This window comes from Streptomyces sp. AV19 (assembly GCF_015999245.1).
GTDB lineage: Bacteria > Actinomycetota > Actinomycetes > Streptomycetales > Streptomycetaceae > Streptomyces.
The window spans coordinates 966632-981179 of sequence record NZ_JAEAMR010000003.1 but is presented as its reverse complement, the minus strand read 5'-3'; the positions used below and the strand labels follow the sequence as shown (position 1 = coordinate 981179).

Here is a 14548-nt window from a genome sequence, read left to right as displayed (position 1 = left end):
TGAAGGACCAGTGGTCCGGGAAGATCTTCCGCATGTTGGCCTTGGCCAGGCTGTAGATCCCCAGCCGGCCGTCGGCCCAGTCGGCGACCCGCTCACCGGCGGGTGCCTTGCGACCCTGCGCGTCCGCGCGGGTCGACGTCGTGTCTGCAGTACTCATCCGCGCTCCCAGAAGGCAGGACCGACGGGCTCCGCGAAGTCGCCCATCGCCTCAAGGTAGCCCTTGTCATTGACCTTGATCCGCAGCTGCGGAAGGGCGTGGCCGGCCGGGCCGAACACCACGCGGCCGCCGTCCGAGAGGTCGAACGTCGACTGGTGGCAGGGGCACAGCACGTGGTGGGTCTGCTGCTCGTACAGGTTGATCGGGCAACCCACGTGCGTGCAGATCTTGGAGAAGGCGACGATGCCGTCGACCGACCAGTCCAGTTCCTTCTTGTCCTTGATGTTCTCCGGACGGAGCCGGACGAGCATCAGGGCAGCCTTGGCGATCTCGTTCTGGAAGTCGTGGTCCTCCTCCTTCATGCCCTTGGGCATCGCGAAGGTGAGGGAGCCGACCTGGATGTCCTCGGGACGCAGCGGCTGGTTGGTGTTCTGGTTGATCAGCATCTTGCCCTTGCCCCAAGCCGTCTTGCGGAGCTTGGTGCCCGGGGCCTTGCTGAGCCCGCCCAGCAGGAACACGCCCGAGAGCGGCAGCAGCGAGAGCGCGCCGAACATCGAGTTGCGGATCAGCTTGCGGCGGCCGAACGCCGACTCGGCGGCGCCCTGCTTGAAGTCCGCGATGACCTTGGCCCGCACCTCGGCGGGGGCCTCGATCGCGTGCCGCTCGTCGATGTGCTCGACGTCGGACATCAGGGTGCGGGCCCAGTGGACCGCGCCCGCGCCGATCAGGAACAGCGCCACGCCGAGGGTCAGGCCCAGCGTGAAGTTCATGGCGCTGACGTGCCCGATCGGGAACACGTAGATGCTCTTGTCGACCGGGATGGCCAGGTAGGCGGCGATGAAGCCGACCGTGGCCAGCATCGACAGCGCGAACATGAACGCCACTACGCGCTCGGAGCGCTTGGCGGCCCGCTCGTCGATGTCCTGGATGCGGTGCTCGTGCGGGGGCAGGCCCGGGTCGGCGAACGGGTCACCCGCGACCGCCACGGCGCCCTCGTGCGCTTCGCCCTGCTTGCTCGGCAGGGTCTCTTCTGGAATGTCTTGGCTACTCATGACTTCTTGGCCTTTGCGGTCCGGGCTGCGACCCAGATGGCGACGGCGATCAGCGCGCCCAGGCCGAAGACCCACGCGAACAGACCCTCACTGACCGGGCCGAAACCGCCCAGTCCGAGGCCGCCCGGGCTCTCCGACTTGCTGGAGTTGACCTCGTCGAGGTACGCGACAATGTCCTTCTTGTTCTTCTGCGACAGCACCGTGTCGGGGAAGGACGGCATGTTCTGCGGGCCGGTCTGCATGGCCTCGTAGAGGTGCTTCGGATCGACACCCTCGAGGTTCGGCGCGAACTTGCCGTTCGACAGCGCGCCGCCCTTGCCGGTGAAGTTGTGGCACTGCGAACAGTTCAGCCGGAACAGCTCACCGCCCTTGGCGATGTCCGCGCCCTCCGGGCTGTACTGGTCCTTCGTCGGGGCCGCGGGGCCCGCGCCGAGGGAGGAGATGTACGCGGACAGCTGGTCGATCTGGGCCTGCGTGTAGACCGGCTTCTTGCGGGGCGCCTGGGCACCCTGCTGCTGCATCGGCATGCGGCCGGTGGCGACCTGGAAGTCGACCGCCGCAGAACCGACGCCGACCAGGCTCGGCCCGTCGGAGGTGCCCTGAGCGCCGGTGCCGTGACAGCTGGCACAGCCCACGGCGTAGAGCTTCTTGCCCTCCTCGATGGCGAGGGACTGCGCGGAGTCATCGGCCTTGGCCGACTCCGCCGGCGCGAACGCGGCGTACAGCCCCCCGGTGACCGCCAGCGCGAAGAGTAGGACGACGACCGCCGCCAGCGGATGGCGTCGTCGTGCGGAGAGCTTTTTCACGGATTACCCCGGTGTCAGGATCTTCTGCGTCGATGCTGGACTGATGGTCCGGTACGGGACCAATTACTTGATCAAGTAGATCGTGGCGAAGAGCCCGATCCAGACCACGTCGACGAAGTGCCAGTAGTAGGACACGACGATGGCCGCCGTCGCCTGGTGGTGGGTGAACCTCTTGGCCGCGTACGTTCGGCCCATCACCAGCAGGAAGGCGAACAGGCCGCCCGTCACGTGCAGGCCGTGGAAGCCCGTCGTCAGGTAGAAGGCCGAGCCGTAGGCGTCGGAGGAGAGCGAGAGACCCGCGTCCTTGACCAGCTCGGTGTACTCGAAGATCTGGCCGCCGATGAAGATGGCACCCATCACGAAGGTGATCGCGAACCAGGTGCGCAGCTTCTTCACGTCACCGCGCTCGGCGGCGAAGACGCCGAGCTGACAGGTGAGCGAGGAGAGCACCAGGATCGTGGTGTTCGCCGCCGAGAACGGAACGTTCAGGTGCGACGCCTGCCCCGACCAGAAGTCGGTTCCGGTCACCGAACGAAGGGTGAAGTACATCGCGAAGAGGGCCGCGAAGAACATCAGCTCGGAACTCAGCCAGATGATGGTTCCGACGCTGGTGAGGTTCGGTCGGTTGACCGAGGGGTGCGCGTGCCCGGTATCTACTGCTGTTGCTGTCGCCACGACCGACATTATGTCGGTCGCTTATCTCGCGCTCACTCCGGGGGGTGCCGTTCGGTGTGTCAAGGGCGTATGCGCTGCTCGTCCGGCCCGGTGAAGACGTCGCCCGAACCGGTGATGACACCCCGTCGGGAGGAACGGTGACCTCCGGGCCCTCCTCCGGGCGGCCCGCGGGGCAGTAGCATCCGCGCAACGGTCCTTTGGGCGATCTGGAGGAAGCGCATGCAGCCGACGGCCACGGTCCTGGTCTACAGCGACGACGCGAACACCCGCGAACAGGTGCGGCTGGCGGGCGGGCGGCGCCCGGCGCCGGACGTGCCGCCGGTGGAGTACGTGGAGTGCGCGACGCTGCCGGCCCTGCTGCGGCTCCTCGGCGAGCGGCGGATCGACGTCTGCGTCCTGGACGGCGAGACGGCCCCCGCGGGCGGCATGGGCGTCTGCCGGCAGCTCAAGGACGAGGTGTTCCAGTGCCCGCCGGTGCTGCTGCTGATGGGCCGCCCGCAGGACGCCTGGCTGGCCACCTGGAGCCGGGCCGACGCGGCCGTCACGCACCCGGTGGACCCGGTGGCCTTCGCCGCCTCCCTGGCCGGCCTGCTGCGCGAACGGGTCCCCGCCGCCTCCTGAGCCCCTTCCGGGCCCGCTCAGGCCATCCTCGGCCGCAGCCGGGCCGCGTCGGCGGCGGTGGTGCCCTCGCGCTTCCCGGCGGCGAGGGCGCTGCCCTGGCGCCACTCCTCCCAGGGCATGTTCCAGTCGCCGAAGCCGTTGTCGAACGGCGTCATGGTGGCGCCCGCGCTGCCCACCACCTTGACGATGTCCCCGACCCGCACGGTGTCGAAGAACCACTTGGCGTTCTCCGTGGACATCCCGGTGCAGCCGTGGCTGACGTTGTCCATCCCCTGCGAGCCCACGGACCAGGGCGCGGCGTGCACGTACTCGCCGCTCCAGGTGACCCGGGTGGCCCAGTAGACCGGCAGGTCGTAGGAGTCGGCGCTGCCCTCCGCGATGCCGATGGTCTCGCCGCGCATCCGTACGAAGGATTCCTGCCCGAGGATCACCTTGACCCCGTTGCGGGTGGCGTAGCCGGGCTTGCCCGTGGTGACGGGGATGGAGCGGATCTCCAGGCCGTTCTTCATGACGCTCATGTAGTGCCCGGCGGCGTCGGTGACGGCCTCCACGCGGTCGCCGGTGGTCAGGTGCACCGGCCGGGAGGGGCCGCCGTACATGCCGCCGCCGACCTTGATGCCGTCGAGCGAGGCGTGGACGTCGATCGTGGCGTGCGGCGGCCAGTAGTCCTGCGGACGGAAGTGCAGGATCCGGTTGTTCACCCAGTGCCAGGCGCCCTGGACGGCGGGGCGGGAGTCGACGTGCAGGGTGCGCTCGACGACGGCGCGGGCGGCGGGGGTCTGCACGGGGGTGCTCAGCTCGGCGGTGACGGGCTGTCCGACGCCGTAGGTGCCGCTCTTGGGCCCGAACGTGACGGTCAGCAGCCGGGTGGCCGGGCCGGTGTCGAAACCGATCGTACGGCGGCCCTGGGCGCCGTTGTCGTCCTCGGTGCTCACCCGCACCGTGTAGTGCGCGCCGGCCGCCAGTGAGCCGGTGCTGCGCCAGCCGATGCCGTCCGGGAGCAGTTCGCCGGCCACGTACCGCCCGGCCGCGTCCGTCGCGACGACGTCGGTGATCCGGTCGTCGCCGGTGGCCTCCACCTCCAGGGGCACGCTCGGATCGGCCTTCTGGCCGTCCTCGCCCGCCTTGAGGCGGACGTCGGTGGCCTCGTAGGGCTCCTCCGCCAGCGGGTTGGCGGAGCTGCACGCGGTGCCCCCCAGCGCCAGCGCGACCAGCAGCAGCACGCCGCCGAGCACCGTGCGGCGTCGAGGAGTCAGGCTCATGCCCCCACGGTAGGAAGGTTCGCCCGCCGGGGCCCGTGGGGCGCCTGCGAACGGGTGGTGCGGGTACACGAACGACCGGGCCCCGCACACCGGATGGTGTGCGGGGCCCGGTCGTGGGCGGGAGCCCTTACTGGTTCTGGTTCTCGCCGCGGTAGAACTCGAACACCCAGCCGAAGAGGCCGATGATGATCAGCGGGGCCGAGAAGAACATCAGCCACCAGCCGACCGCGATGGCCAGGAAGGCGAAGGAGCCACCGAGAGCCAGGGACAGCGGCTGCCAGCTGTGCGGGGCGAAGAAGCCCAGCTCACCGGCGTCGTCCGCGACGTCCGCGTTCTTGTTGTCCTGCGCGCCGGCGTCCACCCGGCGCGCGGTGAACGCCAGGTAGTAGCCGACCATGATGCACAGGCCGAAGGCCAGGAACAGCGCGGTGGTGCCCGCCGGCTCCTTGGACCACACGCCATAGACGACGGCCATGGCGAGGATGAAGACGGAGAGCCAGATGAACATCCGGCCTTGGATCTTCACTTGCCGGCCTCCTTGCCACCCACGAGGGCCTTGTCCTTGTCTGCGAGATTGTGCTCGAGTTCCAGAGCGGCGATCTCGGGGTGGTGCAGGTCGAACGCGGGGGATTCCGAACGGATGCGCGGCAGCGTGAGGAAGTTGTGCCGCGGCGGCGGGCAGGAGGTGGCCCACTCCAGCGAACGGCCGTAGCCCCAGGGGTCGTCGACCTCGACCTTCTTGCCGTACTTGGCGGTCTTCCAGACGTTGTACATGAACGGCAGGAAGGACATGCCGAGCAGGAACGAGCTGATCGTGGAGATGGTGTTCAGCGTCGTCCAGCCGTCGGCCGCCAGGTAGTCGGCGTAACGGCGCGGCATGCCCTCGGCACCCAGCCAGTGCTGGACGAGGAACGTGCCGTGGAAGCCGATGAACAGCGTCCAGAAGGTGATCTTGCCGAGGCGCTCGTCCAGCATCTTGCCCGTGAACTTCGGCCACCAGAAGTGGAAGCCGGCGAACATCGCGAAGACCACGGTGCCGAAGATGACGTAGTGGAAGTGCGCGACGACGAAGTACGAGTCGGAGACGTGGAAGTCCATCGGCGGCGAGGCCAGGATGACGCCGGTCAGACCACCGAAGGTGAAGGTGATCAGGAAGCCGACGGCCCACAGCATCGGGGTCTCGAAGGACAGCGAGCCCTTCCACATGGTGCCGATCCAGTTGAAGAACTTCACACCGGTCGGGACCGCGATCAGGAAGGTCATGAAGGAGAAGAACGGCAGCAATACACCGCCGGTCACGTACATGTGGTGCGCCCACACCGTCACCGAGAGACCGGCGATGGAGATGGTCGCCGCGATCAGACCCCAGTAACCGAACATCGGCTTGCGGGAGAAGACCGGGATGACCTCGGAGATGATGCCGAAGAACGGCAGGGCGATGATGTACACCTCGGGGTGGCCGAAGAACCAGAAGAGGTGCTGCCACAGCAGGACGCCGCCGTTGGCCGCGTCGAAGATGTGGGCCCCGAACTTGCGGTCCGCCTCAAGGGCGAAGAGCGCGGCGGCCAGCACCGGGAAGGCCAGCAGGACCAGCACACCGGTCAGCAGGACGTTCCAGGTGAAGATCGGCATCCGGAACATCGTCATGCCGGGGGCACGCATGCAGATGATGGTGGTGATGAAGTTGACCGAGCCGAGGATGGTACCGAAGCCGGACATCGCCAGACCCAGGATCCACAGGTCCGCGCCGAGCCCCGGCGAGTGGGCGCTGTCGGTCAGCGGCGAGTAGGCGAACCAGCCGAAGTCGGCGGCGCCCTGCGGGGTGAGGAAGCCACCGACCGCCATCAGCGAGCCGAACAGGTAGAGCCAGTAGGCGAACATGTTCAGCCGCGGGAACGCCACATCGGGGGCGCCGATCTGCAGCGGCATGATCCAGTTCGCGAAGCCGGAGAACAGCGGCGTCGCGAACATCAGCAGCATGATCGTGCCGTGCATCGTGAACGCCTGGTTGAACTGCTCGTTCGACATGATCTGCGTGCCGGGACGGGCGAGTTCCGCGCGCATCAGCAGCGCCATGACGCCGCCGATGATGAAGAACACGAACGACGTGACCAGGTACAGCGACCCGATCGTCTTGTGGTCGGTGGTGGTCAGCCACTTGACCACCTGGTTGCCTGGCGCCTTGGTGCGAACAGGCGGTGCTGCCGTGGCAGATGCGGCGGCACCCTGGGGTTCGTTGAGGATGCTCACTTGTTCTTGGTCTCCGCGTTCTTCGCGTGATCCGTCTGCGCGATGCCCGCCGGCACGTAGCCGGTCTGACCCTTCTTGGCCAGCTCCTTGAGGTGCTCCTGGTAACGCTCAGGAGAGACGACCTTGACGTTGAAGAGCATCCGCGAGTGGTCCTGTCCGCAGAGCTCGGCGCACTTGCCCCGGAAGGTGCCCTCCCGGTTGGGCGTGACCGTGAAGCTGTTGGTGTGACCCGGCAGGACGTCCTGCTTCATCAGGAACGGCACCACCCAGAAGGAGTGGTTGACGTCGCGGGAGGTCAGCACGAACTGGACGGTCTCGCCCTTGGGCAGCCACAGCGTGGGGCCCGGCATGCCGTTCTGCGGGTTCCGCGTGCCGGGGGTACCGACGTCGTAGACGCCGGCCGCGTTCGCCGGGGCCTTCTTCAGGAACCGGTCCGGGATCGCGTCGAGCTCCTTGACCTTGTTCAGGTCCTGGCCCGGCTTCTGGCCCTGGGCGGTCTCCATGTAGTTGAAGGCCCAGCTCCACTGGAAGCCCACCACGTTCACGACGTGCTGGGGCTTCTCCGGGTTGGCCGTCAGCTTGTTCTCATCGCGCGCCGTGAAGTAGAAGAGCACCGACACGATGATGATCGGGACCACGGTGTACAGCGTCTCCAGGGGGACGTTGTACCGGGTCTGGGTGGGAACCTCGATCTTGCTCCGGCTGCGCCGGTGGAAGATGACGCTCCAGAGAATAAGCCCCCACACCAGGACGCCGACCGCGAGGGCGGCGGCCCACGAGCCCTGCCACAGGGAGAGGATCCGCGGCGCCTCCTCCGTGACGGGAGTGGGCATTCCGAGGCGGGGAAAGTCCTTCGATGTGCAACCGGTGGCGGTCGCCAGAACAGCGCCCGCGGCCAGCGCCTGCAGCAGCTTCCGCCGCACCGGGCGCCGCGACGAGCGGTCGGAGCCGTTGGGACTCACGTAGCGCCTTCCCGAGAGTCTCGCCCGCGCGGCCGGCTGCGGCCGTCTCGGTCGGTCGCCGGCCCGCTGCGGGCAGGGTTTGGATGTTTATGCGGACCAAACCCTACTGGACGCTATTTGGGGTCGCGCGGGGAGGGTACCCAACGCGCCGGGCGGCTCCCCCAAGAGTCCCCGAAAGACTCCACGCGGACGTGACGGCGGGTCCCCGGCGGGATCTGGGGCCTCGTCAGGCCCGGGCCGCGGGCCGTGGAAGCCCGCGCTAGGTTCGGTCACGTGCCCTACTTCGACGCCGCTTCCGCCGCTCCCCTGCACCCCGTCGCCCGCCAGGCGCTGCTCGCCGCCCTCGACGAGGGCTGGGCCGACCCCGTCCGCCTCTACCGGGAGGGCCGCCGGGCCCGGCTGCTGCTGGACGCGGCGCGCGAGGCCGCCGCGGCGGAGGCCGGCTGCCGCCCGGACGAGCTGGTGTTCACCCCATCGGGTACCCGCGCCCTGCACGACGGCATCGCGGGCGCCCTCGCCGGGCGCCGCCGGACCGGCCGCCACCTGGTGGTGTCCGCCGTCGAGCACTCCGCCGTACTGCACGCGGGCGAGGCCCTGGAGGCGGACGGGGGGAGCGTCACCCGGGTGGGGGTGGACCGCACCGGCCGGGTGGCCGCCGGGGCCTACGCGGCCGCGCTGCGCCCGGACACCGCGCTGGCCGTGCTGCAGTCCGCCAACCACGAGGTCGGCACCGAGCAGCCGGTGGCCGAGGCCGCGGCGGCCTGCCGGGCGGCCGGGGTGCCGCTGCTGGTGGACGCGGCCCAGTCGCTCGGCTGGGGCCCGGTGGCCGGGGACTGGTCGCTGCTGGCCGCCAGCGCGCACAAGTGGGGCGGGCCGCCCGGGGTGGGGCTGCTGGCGGTGCGCAAGGGGGTGCGGTTCGCGCCCCGCGGGCCGGTGGACGAGCGCGAGTCCGGCCGGGCGCCGGGCTTCCCCGACCTGCCCGCGGTCGTCGCGGCGGCGGCCTCGCTGCGGGCCGTGCGGGCGGAGGCCGCGGCGGAGGCGGCGCGGCTGCGCGAGCTGGTCGACCGGGTGCGGGCGCGGGTGCCGGAGCTCGTCCCGGACGTGGAGGTGGTCGGCGACCCGGTGCGGCGCCTGCCGCATCTGGTCACGTTCTCCTGTCTCTATGTCGACGGCGAGGCGCTGCTGCACGCGCTGGACAGGGAGGGGTTTTCGGTCTCCTCCGGCTCGTCGTGCACCTCCAGCACGCTGGAGCCGAGCCATGTGCTGCGGGCGATGGGGGTGTTGTCGGAGGGGAACGTGCGGGTGTCGCTGCCGTGGGGCACGGAGGCGGCGGACGTCGAGCGGTTCCTCGACGTGCTGCCGCGGGTGGTCGCGGGGGTGCGCGAGCATCTCGGGGCGCCGGCCGGGGCGCCGCCCGGGGCCCGGGAGGGCGAACGGGAGCTCGTCGTCGACGCGTTGGGCAAGCGGTGCCCGATCCCGGTGATCGAGCTGGCGAAGGTGTTCGCGGACGTGCCGGTGGGGGGCCTGGTGACAGTGCTGTCCGACGACGCGGCGGCGCGGCTGGACGTGCCCGCGTGGTGCGAGATGCGGGGGCAGGAGTACGTGGGGGAGCGCCCTGTCGAGCGCGGGGTCGCGTATACGGTGCGGCGCCGTTCGTAGGGGAGTTGCCCCCGCCCCGCCCTTTCTCCCCAGAGGGGGTGCCCCCAGTTTCTCGCGCGCTCCGCGCGGGGCGACGCGGCTGCGCCGCGTCCGTCCTCAAACGCCGGACGGGCTGGTTCAACCCGTCCGGCGTTTGAGGACAACCGCGCGGAGCGCGGTGTCAGGCGTCAGGCCAGCAGGTGCTGCTGGACGTCGGCAGCCGCCTCGTGGCCGTACGCCTTCGTGAAGCGCTCCATGAAGTGGCCGCGGCGGAGCTCGTACTCCTGGGTGCCCAGGGTCTCGATGACGAGCGTGGCCAGCATGCAGCCCAGCTGGGCCGCGCGCTCCAGCGGGAGCTTCCAGGTCAGGCCCGCGAGGAAGCCGGCGCGGAACGCGTCGCCGACGCCCGTCGGGTCGACCTTCGCCTGCTCCTCCGCGACGCCGACCTCGATGACCGGCTCGCCGGCCCGCTCGATGCGCACACCGCGCGAGCCGAGGGTGGTGACGCGGGTGCCGACCTTGGCCAGGATCTCGTCCCCGGTCCAGCCGGTCTTGGACTCGATGAGGGCCTTCTCGTACTCGTTGGTGAACAGGTACGCCGCGCCCTCGACGAGCTGGCGGATGTCGTCGCCCTCCATGCGGGCCAGCTGCTGGGAGGGGTCGGCGGCGAACGGGATGCCGCGGGTCCGGCACTCCTCCGTGTGGCGCAGCATCGCCTCGGGGTCGTCGGCGCCGATGAGCACCAGGTCGAGGCCGCCGACCCGCTCGGCGACCGGCTGGAGCTCGATGAGGCGGGCCTCGCTCATGGCGCCGGTGTAGAAGGACGCGATCTGGTTGTGGTCGGTGTCCGTGGTGCACACGAAACGGGCGGTGTGCAGGACCTCGGAGATGTGCACCGAGTCGGTGTCGACGCCGTGGCGGTCGAGCCAGGCGCGGTAGTCGGCGAAGTCCTCGCCGGCGGCGCCGACGAGGACGGGGCTCAGGCCGAGGACACCCATGCCGAAGCAGATGTTCGGGGCGACGCCGCCGCGGCGGACGTCGAGGTCGTCGACGAGGAAGGAAAGGGAGACCGTGTGCAGCTGGTCCGCCACGAGCTGGTCGGCGAAGCGGCCGGGGAACGTCATCAGGTGATCGGTGGCGATGGAACCAGTGACAGCGATACGCACGGCGGATCTGCTCCTTGCGGGGCGAGTCGGTGGGGGAATCAGCGACGGAAAAGTGGGCAGAGGTCGAACGAGAAACGCCAGACCACGCTACCTGTTCCAGCCCTGGGTGCCAGTCAGGATCCCGCCACGACTGGCCGAATCTACCTGATAGTAGGGCTTTCTCGGCCGCGCCCCGGCTGAGTACGGTGCGCTCATGCGGACCCATGTGAAGCACGTCACCCAGGCACCGCCCGAGCCGTACGGGCTCGACGCGCTGCGCCGGGACTGCGCGGGGATGCTGCCGCACTGGAGGGTGCCCGTGACGGGCGAGGAGGAGGCCGCCGGGAGCGCCCCGGGGCCGCGCGGGGTGTCCGTCCCGGAGGGTGCCGCGCGGCTGCTCGACGCGATGTCGGAGTACGGCGACTGACCCGCGTGGAACCGCCCGCTCCTGTGCCCCGTCCCACCGGCGCCCCCTTTCCCACGGGGGCGCCGACAGGACGCCGGCACGAAGGCAGTGAAGGAGCGATGTGGTGGGCACCGAGGACGGCACCTCCGGGACGCGGCGGCGGAAGTACTCGCCTCCGGTGGTCGCGTCGGTCGCGGCGGCCGTGCTGCTGGCCGGGGGCGGCGGCGCGTACTGGGCCGCCACGGCGGGCGACGACGACGGCGCACCCGCGCCCGCCGCGGCGCGGGACACTCCCCCGCCGCTGGCGCTGGACGGACCGGGACCGGGCGGCCCGGCGCCGGGCATCGCGGTGGGCGAGCCGGACCCCAACGGCACCCGGTACCGGTCGGCGGTCAGGCTGCCGGACGGGCCGCGCAGCGCCCCGGTCCACCTGGCCGGCGGCGAGGTGACGCGGGACGAAGTGGCCGCCCTGGCCAAGGCGTTGGGCGTCAAGGGCGAGCCGCGGCTCGCGAACGGGCTGTGGACGGCGGGCGTCACCGCGGGGCCGACGGTGCAGGTGGCGCCAAAGGGGCCGGGCAACTGGTCGTACTCCCGCCACGGGATCGCGGGCGGGAAGCCCTGCGTGCACCCGGGGAAGGACACTCCGGGCGAGGGCGCGCCGCCGTGTCCGTCCCACCGGAACCGCCCCGGCGGCTCGGACCCGGCGGCGTCACGGCCGGTGTCGCAGGAGCGGGCGAAGGCCGCCGCCCTGCCGGTGCTCGAGGCACTGGGGCAGCGGGGCGCGAAGCTCGACGCGGGACGGGTCTTCGGAGCCGTCCGCTCCGTCACGGCGGACCCGGTCGTGGACTCGCTGCCCACCTATGGCTGGCAGACCGCGCTGCAGATCGCCGCGGACGGCCAAGTGGCCGGTGGCAGCGGACGGTTGCGGCTGCCGGCGAAGGGACACGACTACCCGGTGGTGAGCGCGGCCCGGGCGCTGGAGGAGCTGAACCGGGGCGGCGTCCCGGCCAGGCCGCTGTCGGGCGACTGCGCGACGCCGGTCCCCCTGGGGACGGACGAAGCGGCACCGCCCTGCCCGGCCGCGCCGCCGCCGCGGGAGCCGGTGGTGATACGGGGAGCGACGTTCGCGCTGTCCGCGCAGTCGGTGGCGGGGCGGCCGGCCCTGGTGCCGTCGTGGCTGTTCAGCGCCGATGTCGGCGGTGGGACGACGGTGACGATCGCCCAGCCGGCGGTGGACCCGAAGTACGTGGCGAAGCAGGCGTCCGCGACGAAGCCGTCGCCGCCGTCGCCGGCGCACGTGACCTCGTACCGCGCGGACGGCAGGCGGCTCACCCTGCGCTTCTGGGGCGGGATGTGCAGTGACTACGCGGCGTCGGCGGAGCAGTCGGCGGGGGCGGTGACGGTCAGGGTCACCGGGACCGAGAAGGAGCCCGGCCGGCCCTGTGTGCTGGCGGCGCGGGAGTTCGCCCGGAACGTCGCGCTGGAGAAGCCGCTGGACGGGCGGAAGGTCGTGGACATGGTCACGGGCGAGACCGTGCCCAAGGGCTGACCGCACGACGGAAGGCGGGCGCTCCCGGTGGGGCGCCCGCCTTCCGCGTCGGCGTCAGTTGAACGAGTCGCCGCAGGCGCAGGAGCCGGTGGCGTTGGGGTTGTCGATCGTGAAGCCCTGCTTCTCGATGGTGTCGACGAAGTCGATCGAGGCACCGCCCAGGTACGGGGCGCTCATGCGGTCGGTGACGACCTTGACGCCGCCGAAGTCCTTCACGACGTCGCCGTCGAGCGAGCGCTCGTCGAAGAAGAGCTGGTAGCGCAGACCGGAGCAGCCGCCGGGCTGAACGGCGACGCGCAGCGCGAGGTCGTCACGGCCCTCCTGCTCCAGCAGGCTCTTGACCTTCGCGGCCGCGGCATCGGACAGGAGGATGCCGTCGCTCACCGTGGTCTTCTCGTCCTGAACGGACATCTGCTTCACTCCCGGGTTTCGTGCGGACTGCTTGCCCTCGGCTGAACCGACGGAGCCCGGGATTCATTCCGGGTCCGGCCGTTGATTTCCGCCTTTCATGCTCGCACACATCGGGCACGGGCGGGCCTGGGGCGGGGCCTCGGGCGAATGCGTCACATCGACGCAATGGGCATCGTCAAGCTGACGCGAAGCAGTTATGATAGATAGCGTCAAATTGACGATTAAGAGTCGGCAGAACAGAAAGGGTGCGTGTCGTGACCACCGCCCAGCCCTTGGAATTCCAGGCCCCCACCCCGTCGCCCCTCGCTCTCCTGCTGCTCGGCCGCGAGTCCGACCCGCGCAGCGAGCGCGGTGTGGAGTGCCCCGGCGACCTGCCGGCGCCGTCCGACCCGGACCTGGTGGAGCGGGCCCGCGCGGCCAAGGCCAAGCTCGGTGACAAGGTCTTCGTCCTCGGCCACCACTACCAGCGCGACGAGGTCATCGAGTTCGCGGACGTCACCGGCGACTCCTTCAAGCTCGCGCGGGACGCGGCGGCGCGGCCCGACGCGGAGTACATCGTCTTCTGCGGCGTGCACTTCATGGCGGAGTCCGCCGACATCCTCACCTCCGACGACCAGCAGGTCGTCCTGCCGGACCTGGCCGCCGGCTGCTCGATGGCCGACATGGCCACCGCCGAGCAGGTCGCCGAGTGCTGGGACGTGCTCACCGAGGCGGGCGTCGCGGACGTCACCGTGCCCGTCTCGTACATGAACTCCTCCGCCGACATCAAGGCCTTCACCGGCAAGCACGGCGGCACCATCTGCACCTCCTCCAACGCGGAGCGGGCGCTCAACTGGGCCTTCGAGCAGGGCGAGAAGGTGCTCTTCCTGCCCGACCAGCACCTGGGCCGCAACACCGCGGTGCGCGACCTGGGCATGTCGCTCGACGACTGCGTCGTCTACAACCCGCACAAGCCGGGCGGCGGGCTCACCCCGGAGCAGCTGCGCTCGGCGAAGATGATCCTGTGGCGCGGGCACTGCTCGGTGCACGGCCGCTTCTCGCTGGAGTCGGTGCGGGAGGTGCGCGAGCGCATACCGGGCGTCAATGTGCTGGTGCACCCCGAGTGCCGGCACGAGGTCGTGGCCGCGGCGGACTACGTGGGCTCCACGGAGTACATCATCAAGGCCCTGGAGGCCGCCCCGGCCGGCTCGAAGTGGGCCATCGGCACCGAGCTCAACCTGGTGCGGCGCCTGGCGAACCGCTTCGCGGCGGACGACAAGGAGATCGTCTTCCTCGACCGGACGGTGTGCTTCTGCTCGACGATGAACCGGATCGATCTGCCGCATCTGGTGTGGGCGCTGGAGTCGCTGGCGGAGGGGAAGATGGTCAACCGGATCGAGGTGGATCCGGAGGTGGCCCGCTTCTCGAAGCTGGCGCTGGAGCGGATGCTGGCACTGCCGTAGGGGGTGCCGTAGGGCTGCCGGAGGGGGTTGTCCGCCCCCGCCTCGCCCTTTCACCGTTTCCACAGGGGCCGCGCCCCTTCGCAACCCGCGCGCGCCGCGCGCGGTGAGGCGGGGGACCGCCGCGCGCGGTGAGGCGGGGGACCGCCGCGCGCGGTGAGGCGGGGGACCGCCG

Annotated in this window: 14 protein-coding genes; 5 read left to right on the top strand and 9 right to left on the bottom strand. The window is 70.6% G+C overall.

Going from position 1 to position 14548, the window contains the following annotated elements:
• Nucleotides 1-153 precede the first annotated feature (153 nt).
• From I5Q34_RS04590 to I5Q34_RS04580, 3 genes are all read right to left on the bottom strand, one after another.
• The gene (locus I5Q34_RS04590) at nucleotides 154-1209 is read right to left on the bottom strand and encodes a ubiquinol-cytochrome c reductase iron-sulfur subunit (protein ID WP_199890760.1); all 1056 of its coding nucleotides are present in this window, start codon (nucleotides 1207-1209) and stop codon (nucleotides 154-156) included.
• Nucleotides 1206-2015, bottom strand: a complete 810-nt coding sequence (locus tag I5Q34_RS04585; protein WP_199890759.1) for a c-type cytochrome — start codon at nucleotides 2013-2015, stop codon at nucleotides 1206-1208. The genes I5Q34_RS04590 and I5Q34_RS04585 overlap by 4 nt, the downstream gene beginning before the upstream one ends.
• Before the next feature lie 63 nt (nucleotides 2016-2078).
• Nucleotides 2079-2699 carry a heme-copper oxidase subunit III gene (locus I5Q34_RS04580; RefSeq protein WP_199890758.1) on the bottom strand — a complete coding sequence of 207 codons (621 nt, stop codon included), beginning with the start codon at nucleotides 2697-2699 and terminating at the stop codon, nucleotides 2079-2081.
• A 210-nt stretch (nucleotides 2700-2909) separates the two neighbouring features.
• Here I5Q34_RS04580 and I5Q34_RS04575 point away from each other — a divergent pair, with 210 nt between their 5' ends.
• A complete protein-coding gene (locus I5Q34_RS04575) occupies nucleotides 2910-3311 on the top strand; it encodes a hypothetical protein (RefSeq protein WP_199890757.1) in 402 nt (133 codons plus the stop codon).
• Nucleotides 3312-3328: 17 nt separating this feature from the next.
• Here I5Q34_RS04575 and I5Q34_RS04570 read toward each other — a convergent pair whose 3' ends face one another.
• From I5Q34_RS04570 to coxB, 4 genes are all read right to left on the bottom strand, one after another.
• Nucleotides 3329-4573: an Ig-like domain-containing protein gene (locus I5Q34_RS04570; RefSeq protein WP_199890756.1), complete on the bottom strand. Its 1245-nt coding sequence runs from the start codon at nucleotides 4571-4573 to the stop codon at nucleotides 3329-3331.
• 127 nt (nucleotides 4574-4700) lie between these two features.
• Nucleotides 4701-5099, bottom strand: coding sequence for a cytochrome c oxidase subunit 4 (locus tag I5Q34_RS04565; RefSeq protein ID WP_199890755.1), 399 nt, complete (start codon nucleotides 5097-5099; stop codon nucleotides 4701-4703).
• Entirely contained in the window at nucleotides 5096-6823 is a 1728-nt protein-coding gene (gene ctaD / locus I5Q34_RS04560) for a cytochrome c oxidase subunit I (protein ID WP_199890754.1), read from the bottom strand. The genes I5Q34_RS04565 and ctaD overlap by 4 nt, the downstream gene beginning before the upstream one ends.
• A complete protein-coding gene (gene coxB / locus I5Q34_RS04555) occupies nucleotides 6820-7785 on the bottom strand; it encodes a cytochrome c oxidase subunit II (protein ID WP_199890753.1) in 966 nt (321 codons plus the stop codon). The genes ctaD and coxB overlap by 4 nt, the downstream gene beginning before the upstream one ends.
• A gap of 273 nt (nucleotides 7786-8058) precedes the next feature.
• Here coxB and I5Q34_RS04550 point away from each other — a divergent pair, with 273 nt between their 5' ends.
• Nucleotides 8059-9444 (top strand): cysteine desulfurase/sulfurtransferase TusA family protein, encoded by a 1386-nt coding sequence (locus I5Q34_RS04550; RefSeq protein ID WP_199890752.1) that lies wholly within the window; start codon nucleotides 8059-8061, stop codon nucleotides 9442-9444.
• 167 nt (nucleotides 9445-9611) lie between these two features.
• On the opposite strand, the gene I5Q34_RS04545 is transcribed toward I5Q34_RS04550, so the two are convergent.
• A complete protein-coding gene (locus I5Q34_RS04545; protein ID WP_199890751.1) occupies nucleotides 9612-10589 on the bottom strand; it encodes a carbohydrate kinase family protein in 978 nt (325 codons plus the stop codon).
• 193 nt (nucleotides 10590-10782) lie between these two features.
• Between I5Q34_RS04545 and I5Q34_RS04540 the strand changes: the two genes are divergently transcribed.
• Together I5Q34_RS04540 and I5Q34_RS04535 are read left to right on the top strand one after the other, a co-directional pair.
• Nucleotides 10783-10995 (top strand): hypothetical protein, encoded by a 213-nt coding sequence (locus tag I5Q34_RS04540; RefSeq protein ID WP_199890750.1) that lies wholly within the window; start codon nucleotides 10783-10785, stop codon nucleotides 10993-10995.
• Between the two features lie 103 nt (nucleotides 10996-11098).
• A complete protein-coding gene (locus tag I5Q34_RS04535; RefSeq protein ID WP_234428277.1) occupies nucleotides 11099-12523 on the top strand; it encodes a hypothetical protein in 1425 nt (474 codons plus the stop codon).
• A 54-nt stretch (nucleotides 12524-12577) separates the two neighbouring features.
• Here the strand turns inward: I5Q34_RS04535 and I5Q34_RS04530 are convergent, their stop codons facing one another.
• Complete coding sequence (locus I5Q34_RS04530; RefSeq protein WP_199890748.1) at nucleotides 12578-12934, bottom strand: iron-sulfur cluster assembly accessory protein; 357 nt, start codon at nucleotides 12932-12934, stop codon at nucleotides 12578-12580.
• Nucleotides 12935-13188: 254 nt separating this feature from the next.
• Here I5Q34_RS04530 and nadA point away from each other — a divergent pair, with 254 nt between their 5' ends.
• Entirely contained in the window at nucleotides 13189-14376 is a 1188-nt protein-coding gene (nadA, locus tag I5Q34_RS04525; RefSeq protein ID WP_374192979.1) for a quinolinate synthase NadA, read from the top strand.
• Nucleotides 14377-14548 lie beyond the last annotated feature (172 nt).